Origin of the sequence: Stenotrophomonas sp. PD6 (genome assembly GCF_049199305.1) — a bacterium.
Taxonomy (GTDB): Bacteria; Pseudomonadota; Gammaproteobacteria; order Xanthomonadales; family Xanthomonadaceae; genus Stenotrophomonas.
This window is the reverse complement of record NZ_JBLZQD010000001.1, coordinates 663,512-676,839: the sequence shown is the minus strand read 5'-3', so window position 1 is coordinate 676,839 and position 13,328 is coordinate 663,512. Positions and strand designations below refer to the sequence as shown.

The window sequence follows — 13,328 nt, the reverse complement described above, 5'->3', positions numbered from 1 at the left end:
GACCCTCAGCGTCCCCTCAAGCACCCTCCGCGCAGTCTGTCGACCGAGTGGTGTCCGGCTAGCAGGCCCCAGGGGCACGCCCGGTCATCAACCTGAAATCTCCGGCTCCCAGAATCCAGCGATGCCTGCCGATGACAGGCGGGGACGGCGCCGCTGGTCCCTGCCCGGTGTTAGGCCAGTCGAGGGTCATGTGCTCACGTTCAGGGGGCTTGATGGACGCCATGCAGTCCTGCGCATCGTATTGCTCTGGGTCTTGCTCGTGCCGTGCCTGGCGTTCGCGCGGGGCGATGCCGTCGCCTATGCGCTGCCCGCGCAGCCGCTTGAGCAGGCCCTTGAGCGCTTCAGTATCGTCAGTGGCTGGTCCGTGATGTACCCGGCCGCGCTCGCCGAGGGCCGCACCAGCGGCGCAGTGCATGGCGCGATGCCGCCCGCGGCCGCCCTTGATGCGTTGCTTGAGGGTACCGGCCTGGTCGCCCAGGCGGCAGGCGAGGGGCGCGTGGTGCTGCGTGAGCGCGAACCCGGCGACGCGCAGTCAACGGCCGCGCTCACCACTGCTTTGGACCCGGCAAGGGCGCGCCAGACCTTCGCGGGGATGCAGGGCGCCCTGCGCCAGGCCTTCTGTGACGACGCGCTGCTGGCGCCGGGTGACTACAGCGCCCGCATTGCTTTCGGGGTGGATGCGGACGGCCGCGTCCACCAGCCCGAGCTGCTCGCCGGCAGCGGCATGGGCGCACGCGACCAGGCGCTGCTGCAGGCGCTGCGAGCGCTGCAGCTTCCGGTGGCCGCGGCGGCTTTGCCGCAGCCGGTCACGCTGGACATCCACCCGGTGCCGGCCAGCCACGACTGTGGTCGGCGGCCGGCCGCCCCATGACAAGGACCCGATCATGAACGACAGTGCCGCTACCGGTGTGGATCTCAGGGACTATCTGCTCGGCGCCTATGACGAGCTGAAGCGACGCCTGAGCCGGCGGTTGGGCTCGGAAGAGCTGGCCGGCGACGCGCTGCAGGACACCTGGATGCGGCTGGATGCGCGCCGCGACCGGCTGGACCCGGTCCAGAACCCGGGCGCCTACCTGCTGCGCATGGCCACCAACATCGTGGTGGACCGGCAGCGTGCCGACCACCGGCTGATGAGCATGGAGGAGGTCGGGGCGCTGATGGACATGGCCGACCCGGGCCCGGACCCGTCGCAGAACGCCGAAACCGAAATGGCGCTGGCCCAGATGCTGGACCTGCTGCAGCGCATGCCCGAACGCCGCCGGCGGATTCTGCTGGCCATCCGGGTGGAAGGGCTGCAGCAGCGCGACGTTGCCGAGCGCATGGATGTGTCGCTGCGGCTGGTGCAACGCGAGTTGAAGGCCGCCCAGGAATACCTGGCCGCGCGTACCGCCGACGAAGGGCATGTGCGGTTCTGAGCGGCGGCGTCCGTCTACACTTTGACGCCCCCCTGAGAACCCCGCCTGCCGCGGGGACAGTCGGACCCCGATGGACGCAGACGACACGCCACACCCACACCGCGACGCCGTGGAGCGCCAGGCCCAGGCGTGGCTGGTACGCCTGACTTCCGGCGAAGCCACGGCCGCAGAGGGCGAGCAGTTCACCCGCTGGTGCGCGGAAGACCCTGCGCATGCGCAGGCCTTCGCACGCGCGCGCCGGCAGTGGGAGCGGATCGCCCAGGCGGGCCGCGTGATGGACCCGGCGCCCCTGCAGCGCACGGCAGCCGACCAGCGCCGCGGCTGGACCCGGCGCGCGTTCCTCGGCGCGGCCATTGCCGCCCCCGCCAGCCTGGCCGTGGTCGCGGCGCTGCATCCGCCGCTGGGCCTGTGGTCGTCGCTGCCGGCGATCGCCGCCGACTTCCACACCGGTACCGGTGAGCGCCGGCGTGTTGAACCGGTTCCCTACATGCAGGTCCAGATGGATACCCGCACCAGCCTGCGCCGCCGCAGCGAGGCCGGCGATGCCGCGCTGGAACTGCTGGAAGGCCAGGTGGTGATCGATACCACTGCGCCGGCGCGGCTGATGCTGTTCGCCGGGCCCGGCAAGGTGGTGGCCGACGCCGGCAACAGTCAGCTGGATGTGCGCTGCATCGACGGCCAGGTGCGGGTGACCTGCCTGCGCGGCGGTGCGCGCATCGAACATCCGCAGGGGCGCATGCAACTGCAGGCGGGGCAACAGACACGCTTCGATGAACAGATGAGCGGCGTGGTCTCCGACGCGGTGGCCGCGGAAGTGTCGGCGTGGACCGACGGCATGCTGGTGTTCCGCCGTGCGCCGCTGGCCGATGTGGTGAGTGAGATCAACCGTTATCGCCGCGGCCGGGTTGTGCTGCGCGGCGAGCGGCTTGCGCTTGAGCCGGTGAGTGGCCGCTTCGGCATCGACGATCCGGAAGCGGCACTGGAACAGCTTCGCTTGAGCCTGTCGCTGGGGCTGCGCCGCTATCCGGGTGGAATCGCAGTATTGGGGTGAGTCGCCGCCGTGGACGCTGGACGTGCGGCATGGACCAGCAGGGATGGAGTGTTTGATGCGAAACGAGTCCGTCGGGTTGGTCGATCTGCGACGCAATCTGTCTGCGTTGCTGGACACCACCCGTGTGCAACCGCTGATGGTGCACCGCTACGGCACGCCGTGGGCCTATGTGGTGTCGGACGCGCAATGGCGGCAGCACCGCGTGCAGCTGGAGTTCGATCCTGGAAGCCACCCGCTGGCGCACCTGCAGCAGCTGCAGCGCGACATCCTGCCGCTGCCCGCGCAGGGCGGGCTGTCGTCGGCGGCCTGCGCGCGTGCGTTGATCCTGCAGGCGATCTACGCGTTCGAGGACATCGGCGAACTGCATGAGAGCATCTGTTTCGACCGCCTGCTGCACTGGTTCGTCGATGCCGGCGGTAGTGGCGCCGAGCCCTGGCACGTCGCCGAACTGCGCGCAGCGATCGCCGATTTCATGGAAGACACCCCGGCCATGGCGGCGCTGTTCCGCTTCCTCGGCCGTGAGGACGTGGTGGCGCTGGCGGCGGCGTGCGGCGGTCAGCGCCGCGAAACCGCCGTAGCTTTCAAGGCAATGACCGGAAGGTGACGCGCGCGCGGCTTGCTGGCCGCCATCACGGATTGGCATCTTGCCTGTCGTGATTCTGCGCTGATGCTCGTCTTGTAGAGGTACGGCATGGTGGCATGCCGGTGGCGGAGACGCGCGATGTTGCCTGATGCACGCCGGGTGAGCATGCTGGATCTGGACCGTCATCTGAGCCAGGTTCTTGAACAGGCGCGCGATGCGCCTGTCTGCGTGCAGCGCTATGGCCAGCCGTGGGTGTGGCTGTTGTCATCGGACCGCTGGTTCCAGGCCACGCGCTGGGCCGCGCTGGAAACCCGCGACCACCCGCTGATGCGCCTGCGCGACGCGGTCGACCCCCTGTTGGCCACCTGGCCCTGGCCGACGCTGTCCACCACGGATGCGACGCTGCGCCGCTGGCAGCGCACGGCGCTGCTGGTGCACCTGCGCGCGCTCGATGACCTGCAGCGCCTGCACGACGGCCTGCGCTTCAACGTGCTCTACCGCGACTTCGTCGGCATGGACGAGGCCAGTGCGTGGACGATGGCCGAATGCCGTTCGCTGCTCGATGCCCTGCGCAACGCCGCGCTGCAACGCTGCCTGCACGCGGTACTGGGCGCGGTGCCGCCGGTGCTGGTGCATGCGGCGCGCTGCCGGCGCAGCGCGATGCGACAGGCGATGGCAGTGGCCGCGGACGATCAGCCGCATGACGACGGCCGATGTGTATCGAACTGACACATGCAGGACCGACCATGTCGGGGCGGTCTCTTCCAGGATGACGAGGACGAAATGATGGGCAGCAACGTTCGTATCCGCAGCACACGCCAGCAGGGCTTCAGCCTGCTGGAAATCATGGTGGTGGTGGTGATCATCGGCATTCTTGCCGCATTGATCGTGCCACGGCTGATGGACCGGCCCGACCAGGCACGCGTGGTGGCGGCACGCCAGGACATCGCCGCACTGATGCAGGCGCTCAAGCTGTACCGGCTCGACAATGGCCGCTATCCCGTGGGCGAACAGGGGTTGCAGGCGCTGATGAAGCCGCCGGCAAGCGGTGGCGGCATGCCGGCCGGGCCGTACCTGGATCGTCTGCCCAACGATCCCTGGGGGGCGCCGTACCAGTACGCGAACCCGGGCCGGCACGGTGAGATCGATGTGTTCTCGTTCGGGGCCGACGGCAAGGCCGGTGGCGAAGCGGGCAACAGCGACATCGGCTCGTGGCAGCTTTGAGGACACCGCCGATGCGTGCAGCGCGACAGCGTACAAAGTGTTCGGGTCGGCAGCAGCGTGGCATGGCGGTAATCGTGGCCATGCTGGTGGTGGCGATCGTGGCGGTGATCGCCACCGGGTTGGTGCTGCGCCAGTCCACCGCGCTGCGCACGCTGCGCGGTGAGCAGTTGCGCGCGCAGATCGGCATGGCGGTGGATGCGGCAGTGGAGCAGGCCGCCAGGCAACTTCGCGATGACGTCGGCAACCCGCGCGGCCCCACCGCTGCGGGCGGCTGGGCGCAGCCGATCGCGTTGCAGTCGCCGCTGCCCACGCAGGTGCAGCTGCATGATGCGCAGGCGCTGTTCAACTTGCGCAACCTGGTGCGCGACGGCAAGCCGGACGCGCGCGCGCAGGCCGTGTTTGATCGCCTGTGCGCCATGCAGGGCGTTGCGCCGCCGGCCTGCGCGCAGGTGCACACGTTCGTGGTGGCGCGCATCGGTGGCGCCGGGCCATTGCCCCGCGACGCACAGGGCGTGCTGGCACTGGCGCTGCCCGACGGCGACCCGGTGCAACGTCAGGCGCTGGCGCAGGTGCTTACCCTGCTGCCGCTGCCTACGCTGCTCAATGCCAATACCAGCTCGGCGAAGCTGTTGGCTGCAGAATTGCCGGACAGCGACGAGGCGGGCCTGAACGCGCTGCTGGCCGAGCGCGACGCTGGCCGCACCCTGCTCAACGGGGGCGACATCGCCTTCCGGTTGAAGCTGACCGACGCTCAGGCGCTCACCCTGCAGGTGGGCATACACAGCGAATGGTTCCTGGTCGACGGCATGGTCCAGGCCGATGAGGCACGGGTTCCGTTCCAGGCATTGATCTGGCGCGAGCATCGCGATCTCGGCGTGCGGGTACAGCGTGTCTGGACGAGGATCGGCGCATGAAGGGTGAGCTTCGTCTGCGCCTGCCGCCGTTGGCTGCGCTGGGCCCGGACGCTGCCGTTGCGTGGGCGTGGCTGCAGCGCGGCCAGGTGACGGGCCACGGAACCGATTCGCTGCGTGCGCTGGGCGAGCGTCATCCCGGCGCCACCGCAGTGGCCTGCGTGGATGTGCAGGACCTGATCCTGCTCGACCTGCTGCTGCCACCGCTGGCCGGGCGTCGGTTGGAGGTGGCGATGCAGGCCGAGATCGAAGCATTGCTGCTGGAGGACGTGGCCGAAGTTGCCTTCGCGCACGGGCCGCAAGGCCCGGATGGGCGGGTGGCCGTGGCCTGGCTGGGCCGCGATGCGGTGCAGCAGGTGGTGGCGACGTTTGCCGCGGTCGGCCTGCGGCTGCAGGGGGTGTATCCCACCCCGTTGCTGTTGCCGATGAAGGACGGGCAGCCCACGTTGCAGCGCTGTGGCGAGCACCTGCTGGTGCGCACGGCGCGTGACCACGGGTGGGTGCAGTGGCTGGGTGGCGGGAACGCCGACGCGGTGGCCAACCAGCTTCGCGCGCGGTTTGGCGCCGACGGTGAATGTGCGCCACAGTGGATCGGCGACGCGCCGCCGGGCTGGCCGTTGCCGGTGGATACGGCGGGGCTTCCGCCCGAACAGCAGTGGAGCGGTGCGTTGCCCAGCTGGTCGCTGCCGCTGCCCGGCACAGGGCGGCGCATGCCGTGGAAGGCGGTCGCACTGGGTGTGGCCGCCGCGCTGGTCGCCGCGCTCGGCCTGCAGTTGCAGACGTGGCGAATGACGGCGCAGGCCCACGCCCTCGAGCAGGACATGCAGCAGCAGGTACGGCAGGCGTTGCCCGAGGTCGGCGACGTGGTGGATCCGGTACTGCAGGCGCAGCGTGCGGTTCACGCCGCCGCCGCGCAGCCGCTCGTGGCGCCGGAGGTGCAGCGCTTGAGCGCCACGGCGCTGCAGGCGGTGCCGGAATGGGCGGGCGCGGCGACACGCATGCACTACCGGCCGGGCGAGCTGCTGCTGCAGCTGGATCCCGTGCTCGGGCCCGGCGTGGACAGCGCAGACCTGGAGCGCTGGCAACAGGCGCTGCAGGCGCATGGCCTGAGCCTGGAGGATCGCGGCAACGGCCGCCTGCTGGTCAGCGCTGCCGGACCCGGCTGATGACCCGCACCCTGACCGCCATGCCTGCCTCCGCAGGCCGGCCGCGTGTCGGCCAGGACCTGCTGCGCCGTTGGCAGGGGCTGGCCGCGCGGGAGCGGGGCATGTTGCTGCTGATGGTGCTGGCCATCGGCGGTGCCGCGCTGTGGGTGGGCTGGTGGGAACCGCTGCAGAAGCAGCGCGTGCAGCTGCAGGCCGAGCTGCCGCGCCTGCGTGCACAGCAGCGGCAACTGCATGACCTGCTGGGCACGCTGCACCGCCAGCGCACGGCTGCCGTCATCACGGCCGCTTCGCTGCGCACGCGGTTGAAGGAGGCGGGGCTGCAGCAGCAGGCAACGCTGTCCGAGTCGCCCGCGCAGTGGCAGTTGGCGGTGCGCGAGGCACCGGCTGACACGCTTTGGAACGCGCTGCTGCCGGTACTGGCCAACCCGGCCGTGCAGGTGCAGGAACTGACACTGGAACGAACAGGGAATCCCAACATGGCGGCGGCACGGGTGTCAGGCACGATCGTGATGAAGCGCAATGGTAGCGGTGGCGCACGATGAGCCGGTTGCGCGCAGGGATGTGGGCCGCCGCGCTGGTGCTGGCGGTGGGCGTCGGGCAGGGCAGCGGGGTCGCGCACGCACAGGCCGCTGCCACCGCGGCCGACGAGCGTGTGCAGCTGAATCTGGTGGACACCGATGTCGGCGGCGTGCTGCGCATGGCCGCGCGCTTCACCGGCCGCCAGTTCCTGATCGACCCGAAGGTGACCGGCAAGATGACCGTGGTCTCCGACGGCCCGGTCGACCGCGCGCAGGCCTACCAGTTGCTGGTCGGCGCCCTGCGCATGCGCGGGTATGCCGTGGTGGAGAGCGGCGGCCTGACCCGTGTGGTGCCGCAGGCCGACGCCAAGCTGCTGGGCGGTGCGGTGGGCAGCGGCGGCGCGGGCGGCGAGGTGGTCACCCGCACCTTCACGCTGCGCTTCGAGAACGCCACCGCGCTGGTGCCGGTGTTGCGGCCGATGATCGCCGCCGACAACCCGATCGCCGCCTCGGCCGCAAGCAACAGCTTGGTCATCACCGATTACGCCGACAACCTGGAGCGCATCGCGCGGATCATTGCCAGCCTGGACACGCCGGCCAACATGGACACCGACGTGGTCAAGCTGCAGCAGGGCATCGCCGTGGACGTGGCGGCCATGGTCAGCCCGTTGCTGGACGCGCAGGGCAACGAGCCCAACCAGAAGGTGGTGGTGATGGCCGACCCGCGCAGCAACAGCGTGTTGCTGCGCTCCAGCAGCCCGGCGCGGACCCGCCTGGCGCGGCAGCTGGTGGAGAAGCTGGACCGTGCGCAGGACGAATCGGGCAACCTGCACGTGGTGTACCTGCGCAACGCACAGGCCACGCAGCTGGCCAAGGTGCTGCGTGGCGTGGTCGCCGGGCAATCCGACGCGCCGCGCGCAAGCGACCCGCTGGCCACCAGCGCACCCGCCGCGGGCGCCCCGGTGGCGCAGACGCCGGGGACGCAACAGACCGGTGCCAACAGCGGCACCGGCGGCATGCCCAGCTCCGAGCGCCTCGGCGCCAACGGCAACAAGGATGACGACAGCAGCGGCTTCAGCCACAACGGCGTGTCGGTGCAACCCGATCCCACCACCAACACGCTGCTGATCTCGGCGCCCGAGCCGGTGTACCGCAACCTGCGCCGGGTGATCGACCAGCTCGACCAGCGCCGCGCCCAGGTGCTGGTGGAAAGCCTGATCGTGGAAGTCACCGCGTCCGACGCCGCCGAACTGGGCGTGCAATGGATGCTCGGCAACGGCCGCACGTTCGGCGGCACCCACTTCGGCGGCAGTGGCATCACTACGGGCGCGAAGACCACGCTGGACGTGCTGGCCAAGGACGGACTGAACCTGGGCGTGATCGACGGCACGATCAACCTGCCGGGGATCGGCGAGATCCTCAACCTGAAGGCGCTGGCCAACGCGCTGCAGAGCAGGGGCGGGGCGAACATTCTCTCCACGCCCAACCTGATGACGCTGGACAACGAGAAGGCCAGCATCATGGTCGGCCAGACGGTGCCGTTCGTCAGCGGGCGCTACGTCACCGATGGCGGTGGCAGCAGCAACAACCCCTTCCAGACCATCGAACGCGAAGACATCGGCCTGAAGCTGCAGGTGCGACCGCAGATCTCCGAGGGCGGCACCGTCAAGCTGGACATCTACCAGGAAGTCAGCAGCATCGACCCGCAGCGCTCCAACGAGACCATCGGCATCATCACCAACAAGCGCGCGCTCGACACCAGCGTGCTGCTTGACGACGGCCAGATCATGGTGCTGGGCGGCCTGCTCGAAGACAGCGTGAGCCACGGCCGTGACGCCGTGCCCGGACTGGGCCGCATACCGCTGCTGGGCGCGCTGTTCCGCAGCGACACGCGCAGCCGCGCCAAGACCAACCTGATGGTGTTCCTGCGCCCGCACGTGGTTCGCGACCCCGCCGCCGGGCAGCGCCTCACCCGCGACCGCTACGACTTCATGCGCAATGCGCAGGCCAGCGTGCAGCCGCTGTCGAGCTGGGCGCTGCCGGACATGCAGGCCCCGCAGCTGCCGCCGCAGGACCTGCCGGTGCTGGGCGAGGGTGGAACGCGGCCGCTCCAGCCAGGTGCAACGGTGCAGAGTTCGGTGGCCACCTTGAATGCGCAGTCCGACAGCCCGGTGCAGCTGCTGCAGTTCGCGCAGAACCTCGATGCCGCCCGCGCCGCGCAGGCGGTGGCGCAGGTGCGGGCGCTCGGCCTGCCGGCCTATGCCGAAGCCGTGCCCGGCGGCAGCGGCCAGCGGCTGCGCGTGCGGGTGCCGCGCGAACCGGCCACCCTCGACCCGGCGCTGCAGCAGCTGCGCACGCTGGGCTACACCCCGGAACTGGTGATCGAGCCGTGAGCGCCACCGGTGTGCTGCCACCGCTGCCGTTCGCCTGGGCCCGCGCGCAGCAGCTGCTGCTGGGCAGCGACGGTGAACAACCGCTGCTGGTCGGCACGGCCGCGACGGCGCCCTGGGCGGTGGCGGAGCTGCGCCGCCGCTACGGCGCGCTGCGCTTTGAGGTGATCGAAGAGGCGGCGTGGCAGCAGCGGTTGGGCGAGCAGTACCGTGACGGTGGCGACGCGGCGGCACTGGTGGGGGCGGCCGAGAGTGACGTGGACCTGGACCGGTTGATGCAGGACATGCCGGAGGTCACCGATCTGCTGGACGCACAGGACGACGCGCCGGTGATCCGCATGATCAACGCGTTGCTGGCCCAGGCCGCGCGCGACGGCGCCAGCGATCTGCATATTGAACCGTTCGAGACCCATTCGGTGGTGCGCTACCGGGTCGACGGTACGCTGCGCGACATGGTGCAGCCGCGCCGTGCGCTGCATGCCGCCCTGGTCTCACGCATCAAGATCATGGCGCACCTGGACATCGCAGAGAAACGCCTGCCACAGGACGGGCGCATCGCCATCCGGGTGGGCGGGCGGCCGCTCGATGTGCGCGTGTCCACCGTGCCCACCGGCCACGGCGAGCGCGCGGTGCTGCGCCTGCTGGAGAAGGATGCCGGCCGGCTGCAGCTGCAGCGCCTGGGCATGGCCGACGACACGCTGGCCACGTTCACCGGCCTGATCCGCCAGCCGCATGGCATCGTGCTGGTCACCGGCCCGACCGGCAGTGGCAAGACCACGTCCATGTATGCGGCGCTCGGGCAGCTGGACAGCAGCACCAGCAACATCCTCACGGTGGAAGATCCGGTGGAGTACGACTTCGCCGGCATCGGCCAGATCCAGGTCAACGCCCGCATCGGCATGACCTTCGCCACGGCGCTGCGCGCGATCCTGCGCCAGGACCCCGACACGATCATGATCGGCGAGATCCGTGACCTGGAAACCGCGCAGATCGCCGTGCAGTCCTCGCTCACCGGCCACGGTGTGCTGGCGTCGCTGCACACCAACGACGCCATTTCGGCGGTGACCCGCCTGGCCGATATGGGCGTGGAGCCGTTCCTGCTGGCCTCGTCCCTGCGCGGTGTGCTGGCGCAGCGGCTGGTGCGGCGGCTGTGCCTGCAGTGCCGGCGGCTGGAGCACGACAGCGAGGGCAGGCCCGAATGGCGCGCGGTGGGCTGCCCGGCGTGCGGCAACAGCGGCTACCGGGGCCGTACCGGCATCCATGAGCTGTTCGTGGTGGACGACCGGGTACGGACGCTCATCCACGAAGGGCAGGGCGAGCCTGCATTGCGCGAGGCCGCGCGCCTGGCCGGCATGCGCGCCCTGCGCGAGGACGGCATGCGCTGGGTGGCGCAGGGTGTGACCACGCGCGAGGAGATCCTGCGCGTGACCGGCGAAGACTGAGGCCGCGCCCATGCCCCAGTTCGAATATCAGGCGGTCAGCGCCAGCGGTACCACCGAGAAGGGACGGCTGGAGGCGGACAGTCCGCGCGGGGCGCGGCAACTGCTGCGCGGCCGTGGCCTGACCCCGGTGGACTTGCGCGCGGTGAGCGCAGGCGCAGGGCAGTGGCGGCGCCGCGCGCTCAGTGCCACGGAGCTGGCATGGGCGACCCGGCAGCTGTCCAGCCTGCTGGCCGCGCGCCTGCCGCTGGAGGCCGCGCTCAGCGCGGTGATCGAACAGGCCGAGCAGGCGCACGTGGTGCAGGCGTTGACGGCGGTACGTGCGGACGTACGCAGCGGCCAGCGGCTGACCACGGCGCTGGCCAGCCGCCCGCGGGATTTCCCGGCCATCTATCGCGCGTTGGTCGGTGCGGGCGAGGACTCCGGCGACCTGGGCCAGGTGATGGAGCGCTTGGCCGACTACATCGAAGACCGCAATGCGCTGCAGGCCAAGGTCATCACCGCCTTCATCTATCCCGGTGCGATCAGCCTGGTGTCGGTGGCGATCGTGATCTTCCTGCTCAGCTATGTGGTGCCGCAGGTGGTCACCGCGTTCGTGCAGGCGCGGCAGACGCTGCCGCTGCTCACACGGGTGATGCTCGACGCGAGCGCGTTCGTGCGCGAGTGGGGCATCTGGCTGGGGCTGGGTGTTGCGGCTGCCGTGGTGGGGTGGCGGCTGGCGCTGCGCCGCCCCGCATTCCGCCTGCGCTGGGATACCGGCCTGCTGCGCGTGCCGATGCTCGGCCGTTTCGTGATCGGTGTAAACAGTGCCCGCTTCGCCTCCACGCTCGCGATTCTGATCGACGCCGGCGTGCCGCTGCTGCGCGCGCTAGACGCGGCGCGGCAGACGCTGGGCAATGCACTGCTTGCGCGCTGTGCGGACGACGTGGCGGCGCGTGTACGCGAGGGTGTGGGCTTGGGCGCGGCATTGAAGGTGCAGAAGGTATACCCGCCGATCCTCGTGCATCTGGTTGCGAGTGGCGAGAAGACCGGTGCGCTTGCACCGTTGCTGGAGCGCGCGGCGCAGACCATCTCGCGCGAGATCGAGCGTCGCGCGATGGCGCTCACCGCATTGCTCGAACCGGCGATGATCCTGGTGATGGGCGGCGTGGTGCTCACCATCGTGCTCGCCGTGCTGATGCCGATCATGGAAATGAACCAGCTGGTCAACTGAGTTCTCCACACCGTTCTCCAGAGTATTACAGCGAGTTCCACACCTTTCTTAAGCGCGCTGTCATCGCACGCGCCGAGCATCACCTACGTCGTCGCAGCGAGGACTGGGAGGTCCCCGGCGGCAGCAGGTGCAGTGATCGTTCCTCCCTCGGTGTTTCAACTTCGTAGTAGAACCCTTCTGGAGAAGACCATGAGCAAGTACAAGATCCTCGCCGCGGTGGTTGCCACCGCTCTGATGTCCGTCGCCGGCGTTGCCTCGGCCCAGGTCGCCGTGACCGGCGGCGGCGCGTCGCTGCCGGCCGACCTGTACAAGGGTTCGTCGGACAGCATTCTGCCGGCCAACTTCAGCTACGCCGTGACCGGCTCGGGCACCGGCAAGAGCGCGTTCCTGACCAACAATTCGGCACTGTTCAGCACCACCGGCACCGTGCATTTCATCGGCAGCGACTCGGTCCTCAGCGGCGGCCCCGCCCTGATCCCGACCGCGGGCAGCGAGCGCGCGATCTACAACAGCACCTACAACGTCGCCGGTGACGCGAACCGTTACGGCCCGCTGCTGCAGTTCCCGTCGGTGGCGACCTCGGTCACCATTCCGTTCAACAAGGCCGGTGCCGCGCTGAACATCGCCGACGCCGACCTGTGCCGCATCTTCTCCGGCCAGTTCACCACCTGGCAGCAGGTTGCAGGCAGCGGCCGTACCGGCGCCCTGCGCGTTGTGTACCGTAACGAAAGCAGCGGCACCAGCGAGCTGCTGACCCGCTTCCTCACCACGGTCTGCGCGAACGAAAACCTGTCGGCCAGCACGCTGAAGGACGGCAAGTTCTCGGTGCAGTCCACCTTCAAGAACCTGTTCGTCGGCAACGCGGCGCCGGTCACCTTCGACGCCGCGCCGGCCACCGGCGGCACCTCGCTGTACAACACCGTGTATGCCGCTGAAGGCCGCATTGGTTACGTTGGCCCGGACGTGATCCCGGACCTGGTCGACGCCACCAAGGTTGCCAAGCTGCGCGGCTTCTCGCCGAGCGAAGTGAACGTGTCGCTCACCCTGGACACCATCGCCCCGCCGAGCACCGCCGATGAGCTGGCCAACCCGTCGCGTTGGGCGCCGGTCTTCACCAACCCGTCCGACGGCTATCCGATCGCGGGCTACACCAACTTCGTGATCGGCCAGTGCTACAAGAGCGCCCCGGTGACCGCGCAGCTGCGTGCCTTCCTGTCCACCCACTACAACGCGGGCGTGACCGGCACCAACGACACCAAGGTCCGCGCGCATGGCTTCATCCCGCTGAACCAGGCGTGGCGCGAATCGATCCGCAACAACCTGGTCCTGGCCAGCACGGTCAACGGCCTGGGCAACACCACCACCTGCGGCGTCTCGCCGAACACCATCGGCCGCCCGTAAGCGGTAGGTATCAAGGA

13 protein-coding genes are annotated in these 13,328 nt (G+C 69.8%); all 13 read left to right on the top strand.

The genetic code is table 11. The features are described 5' to 3' along the window. The first annotated feature begins 121 nt into the window (after positions 1-121). Positions 122-871 (top strand): STN domain-containing protein, encoded by a 750-nt coding sequence (locus ACOZHM_RS02815; protein ID WP_421567419.1) that lies wholly within the window; start codon positions 122-124, stop codon positions 869-871. Positions 872-884: 13 nt separating this feature from the next. Beyond that, entirely contained in the window at positions 885-1,415 is a 531-nt protein-coding gene (locus tag ACOZHM_RS02810) for an RNA polymerase sigma factor (protein ID WP_421567418.1), read from the top strand. A 70-nt stretch (positions 1,416-1,485) separates the two neighbouring features. Further along, positions 1,486-2,466: a FecR family protein gene (locus tag ACOZHM_RS02805; RefSeq protein ID WP_421567417.1), complete on the top strand. Its 981-nt coding sequence runs from the start codon at positions 1,486-1,488 to the stop codon at positions 2,464-2,466. Between the two features lie 55 nt (positions 2,467-2,521). Further along, a complete protein-coding gene (locus tag ACOZHM_RS02800; protein WP_421567416.1) occupies positions 2,522-3,070 on the top strand; it encodes a hypothetical protein in 549 nt (182 codons plus the stop codon). A 117-nt stretch (positions 3,071-3,187) separates the two neighbouring features. Then, entirely contained in the window at positions 3,188-3,778 is a 591-nt protein-coding gene (locus tag ACOZHM_RS02795; protein WP_421567415.1) for a hypothetical protein, read from the top strand. Positions 3,779-3,835: 57 nt separating this feature from the next. After that, entirely contained in the window at positions 3,836-4,273 is a 438-nt protein-coding gene (gene gspG / locus ACOZHM_RS02790) for a type II secretion system major pseudopilin GspG (RefSeq protein ID WP_421567414.1), read from the top strand. A gap of 62 nt (positions 4,274-4,335) precedes the next feature. Beyond that, a complete protein-coding gene (gene gspK, locus ACOZHM_RS02785; RefSeq protein ID WP_421567413.1) occupies positions 4,336-5,187 on the top strand; it encodes a type II secretion system minor pseudopilin GspK in 852 nt (283 codons plus the stop codon). Continuing rightward, a complete protein-coding gene (gene gspL / locus ACOZHM_RS02780; RefSeq protein ID WP_421567412.1) occupies positions 5,184-6,350 on the top strand; it encodes a type II secretion system protein GspL in 1,167 nt (388 codons plus the stop codon). Before gspK ends, gspL begins: the two co-directional genes overlap by 4 nt. Beyond that, on the top strand, positions 6,350-6,892 hold the full coding sequence (gene gspM, locus ACOZHM_RS02775; protein WP_421567411.1) for a type II secretion system protein GspM: 543 nt from the start codon (positions 6,350-6,352) through the stop codon (positions 6,890-6,892). The genes gspL and gspM overlap by 1 nt, the downstream gene beginning before the upstream one ends. A gap of 17 nt (positions 6,893-6,909) precedes the next feature. Continuing rightward, the gene (gene gspD / locus ACOZHM_RS02770; RefSeq protein ID WP_421567480.1) at positions 6,910-9,261 is read left to right on the top strand and encodes a type II secretion system secretin GspD; all 2,352 of its coding nucleotides are present in this window, start codon (positions 6,910-6,912) and stop codon (positions 9,259-9,261) included. Beyond that, positions 9,258-10,700: a type II secretion system ATPase GspE gene (gene gspE, locus ACOZHM_RS02765; RefSeq protein WP_421567410.1), complete on the top strand. Its 1,443-nt coding sequence runs from the start codon at positions 9,258-9,260 to the stop codon at positions 10,698-10,700. Before gspD ends, gspE begins: the two co-directional genes overlap by 4 nt. A 10-nt stretch (positions 10,701-10,710) precedes the next feature. Continuing rightward, a complete protein-coding gene (gene gspF, locus ACOZHM_RS02760) occupies positions 10,711-11,910 on the top strand; it encodes a type II secretion system inner membrane protein GspF (protein ID WP_421567409.1) in 1,200 nt (399 codons plus the stop codon). Positions 11,911-12,099: 189 nt separating this feature from the next. After that, a complete protein-coding gene (locus ACOZHM_RS02755) occupies positions 12,100-13,311 on the top strand; it encodes a substrate-binding domain-containing protein (RefSeq protein WP_421567408.1) in 1,212 nt (403 codons plus the stop codon). The last annotated feature ends 17 nt before the right edge of the window (positions 13,312-13,328 follow it).

Coding starts and splice junctions, on each gene's coding strand:
- ACOZHM_RS02815 (WP_421567419.1), top strand. CDS start 122: ATGCCTGCCGATGACAGGCGGGGACGGCGCCGCTGGTCCCTGCCCGGT.
- ACOZHM_RS02810 (WP_421567418.1), top strand. CDS start 885: ATGAACGACAGTGCCGCTACCGGTGTGGATCTCAGGGACTATCTGCTC.
- ACOZHM_RS02805 (WP_421567417.1), top strand. CDS start 1,486: ATGGACGCAGACGACACGCCACACCCACACCGCGACGCCGTGGAGCGC.
- ACOZHM_RS02800 (WP_421567416.1), top strand. CDS start 2,522: ATGCGAAACGAGTCCGTCGGGTTGGTCGATCTGCGACGCAATCTGTCT.
- ACOZHM_RS02795 (WP_421567415.1), top strand. CDS start 3,188: ATGTTGCCTGATGCACGCCGGGTGAGCATGCTGGATCTGGACCGTCAT.
- gspG (WP_421567414.1), top strand. CDS start 3,836: ATGGGCAGCAACGTTCGTATCCGCAGCACACGCCAGCAGGGCTTCAGC.
- gspK (WP_421567413.1), top strand. CDS start 4,336: ATGGCGGTAATCGTGGCCATGCTGGTGGTGGCGATCGTGGCGGTGATC.
- gspL (WP_421567412.1), top strand. CDS start 5,184: ATGAAGGGTGAGCTTCGTCTGCGCCTGCCGCCGTTGGCTGCGCTGGGC.
- gspM (WP_421567411.1), top strand. CDS start 6,350: ATGACCCGCACCCTGACCGCCATGCCTGCCTCCGCAGGCCGGCCGCGT.
- gspD (WP_421567480.1), top strand. CDS start 6,910: ATGTGGGCCGCCGCGCTGGTGCTGGCGGTGGGCGTCGGGCAGGGCAGC.
- gspF (WP_421567409.1), top strand. CDS start 10,711: ATGCCCCAGTTCGAATATCAGGCGGTCAGCGCCAGCGGTACCACCGAG.
- ACOZHM_RS02755 (WP_421567408.1), top strand. CDS start 12,100: ATGAGCAAGTACAAGATCCTCGCCGCGGTGGTTGCCACCGCTCTGATG.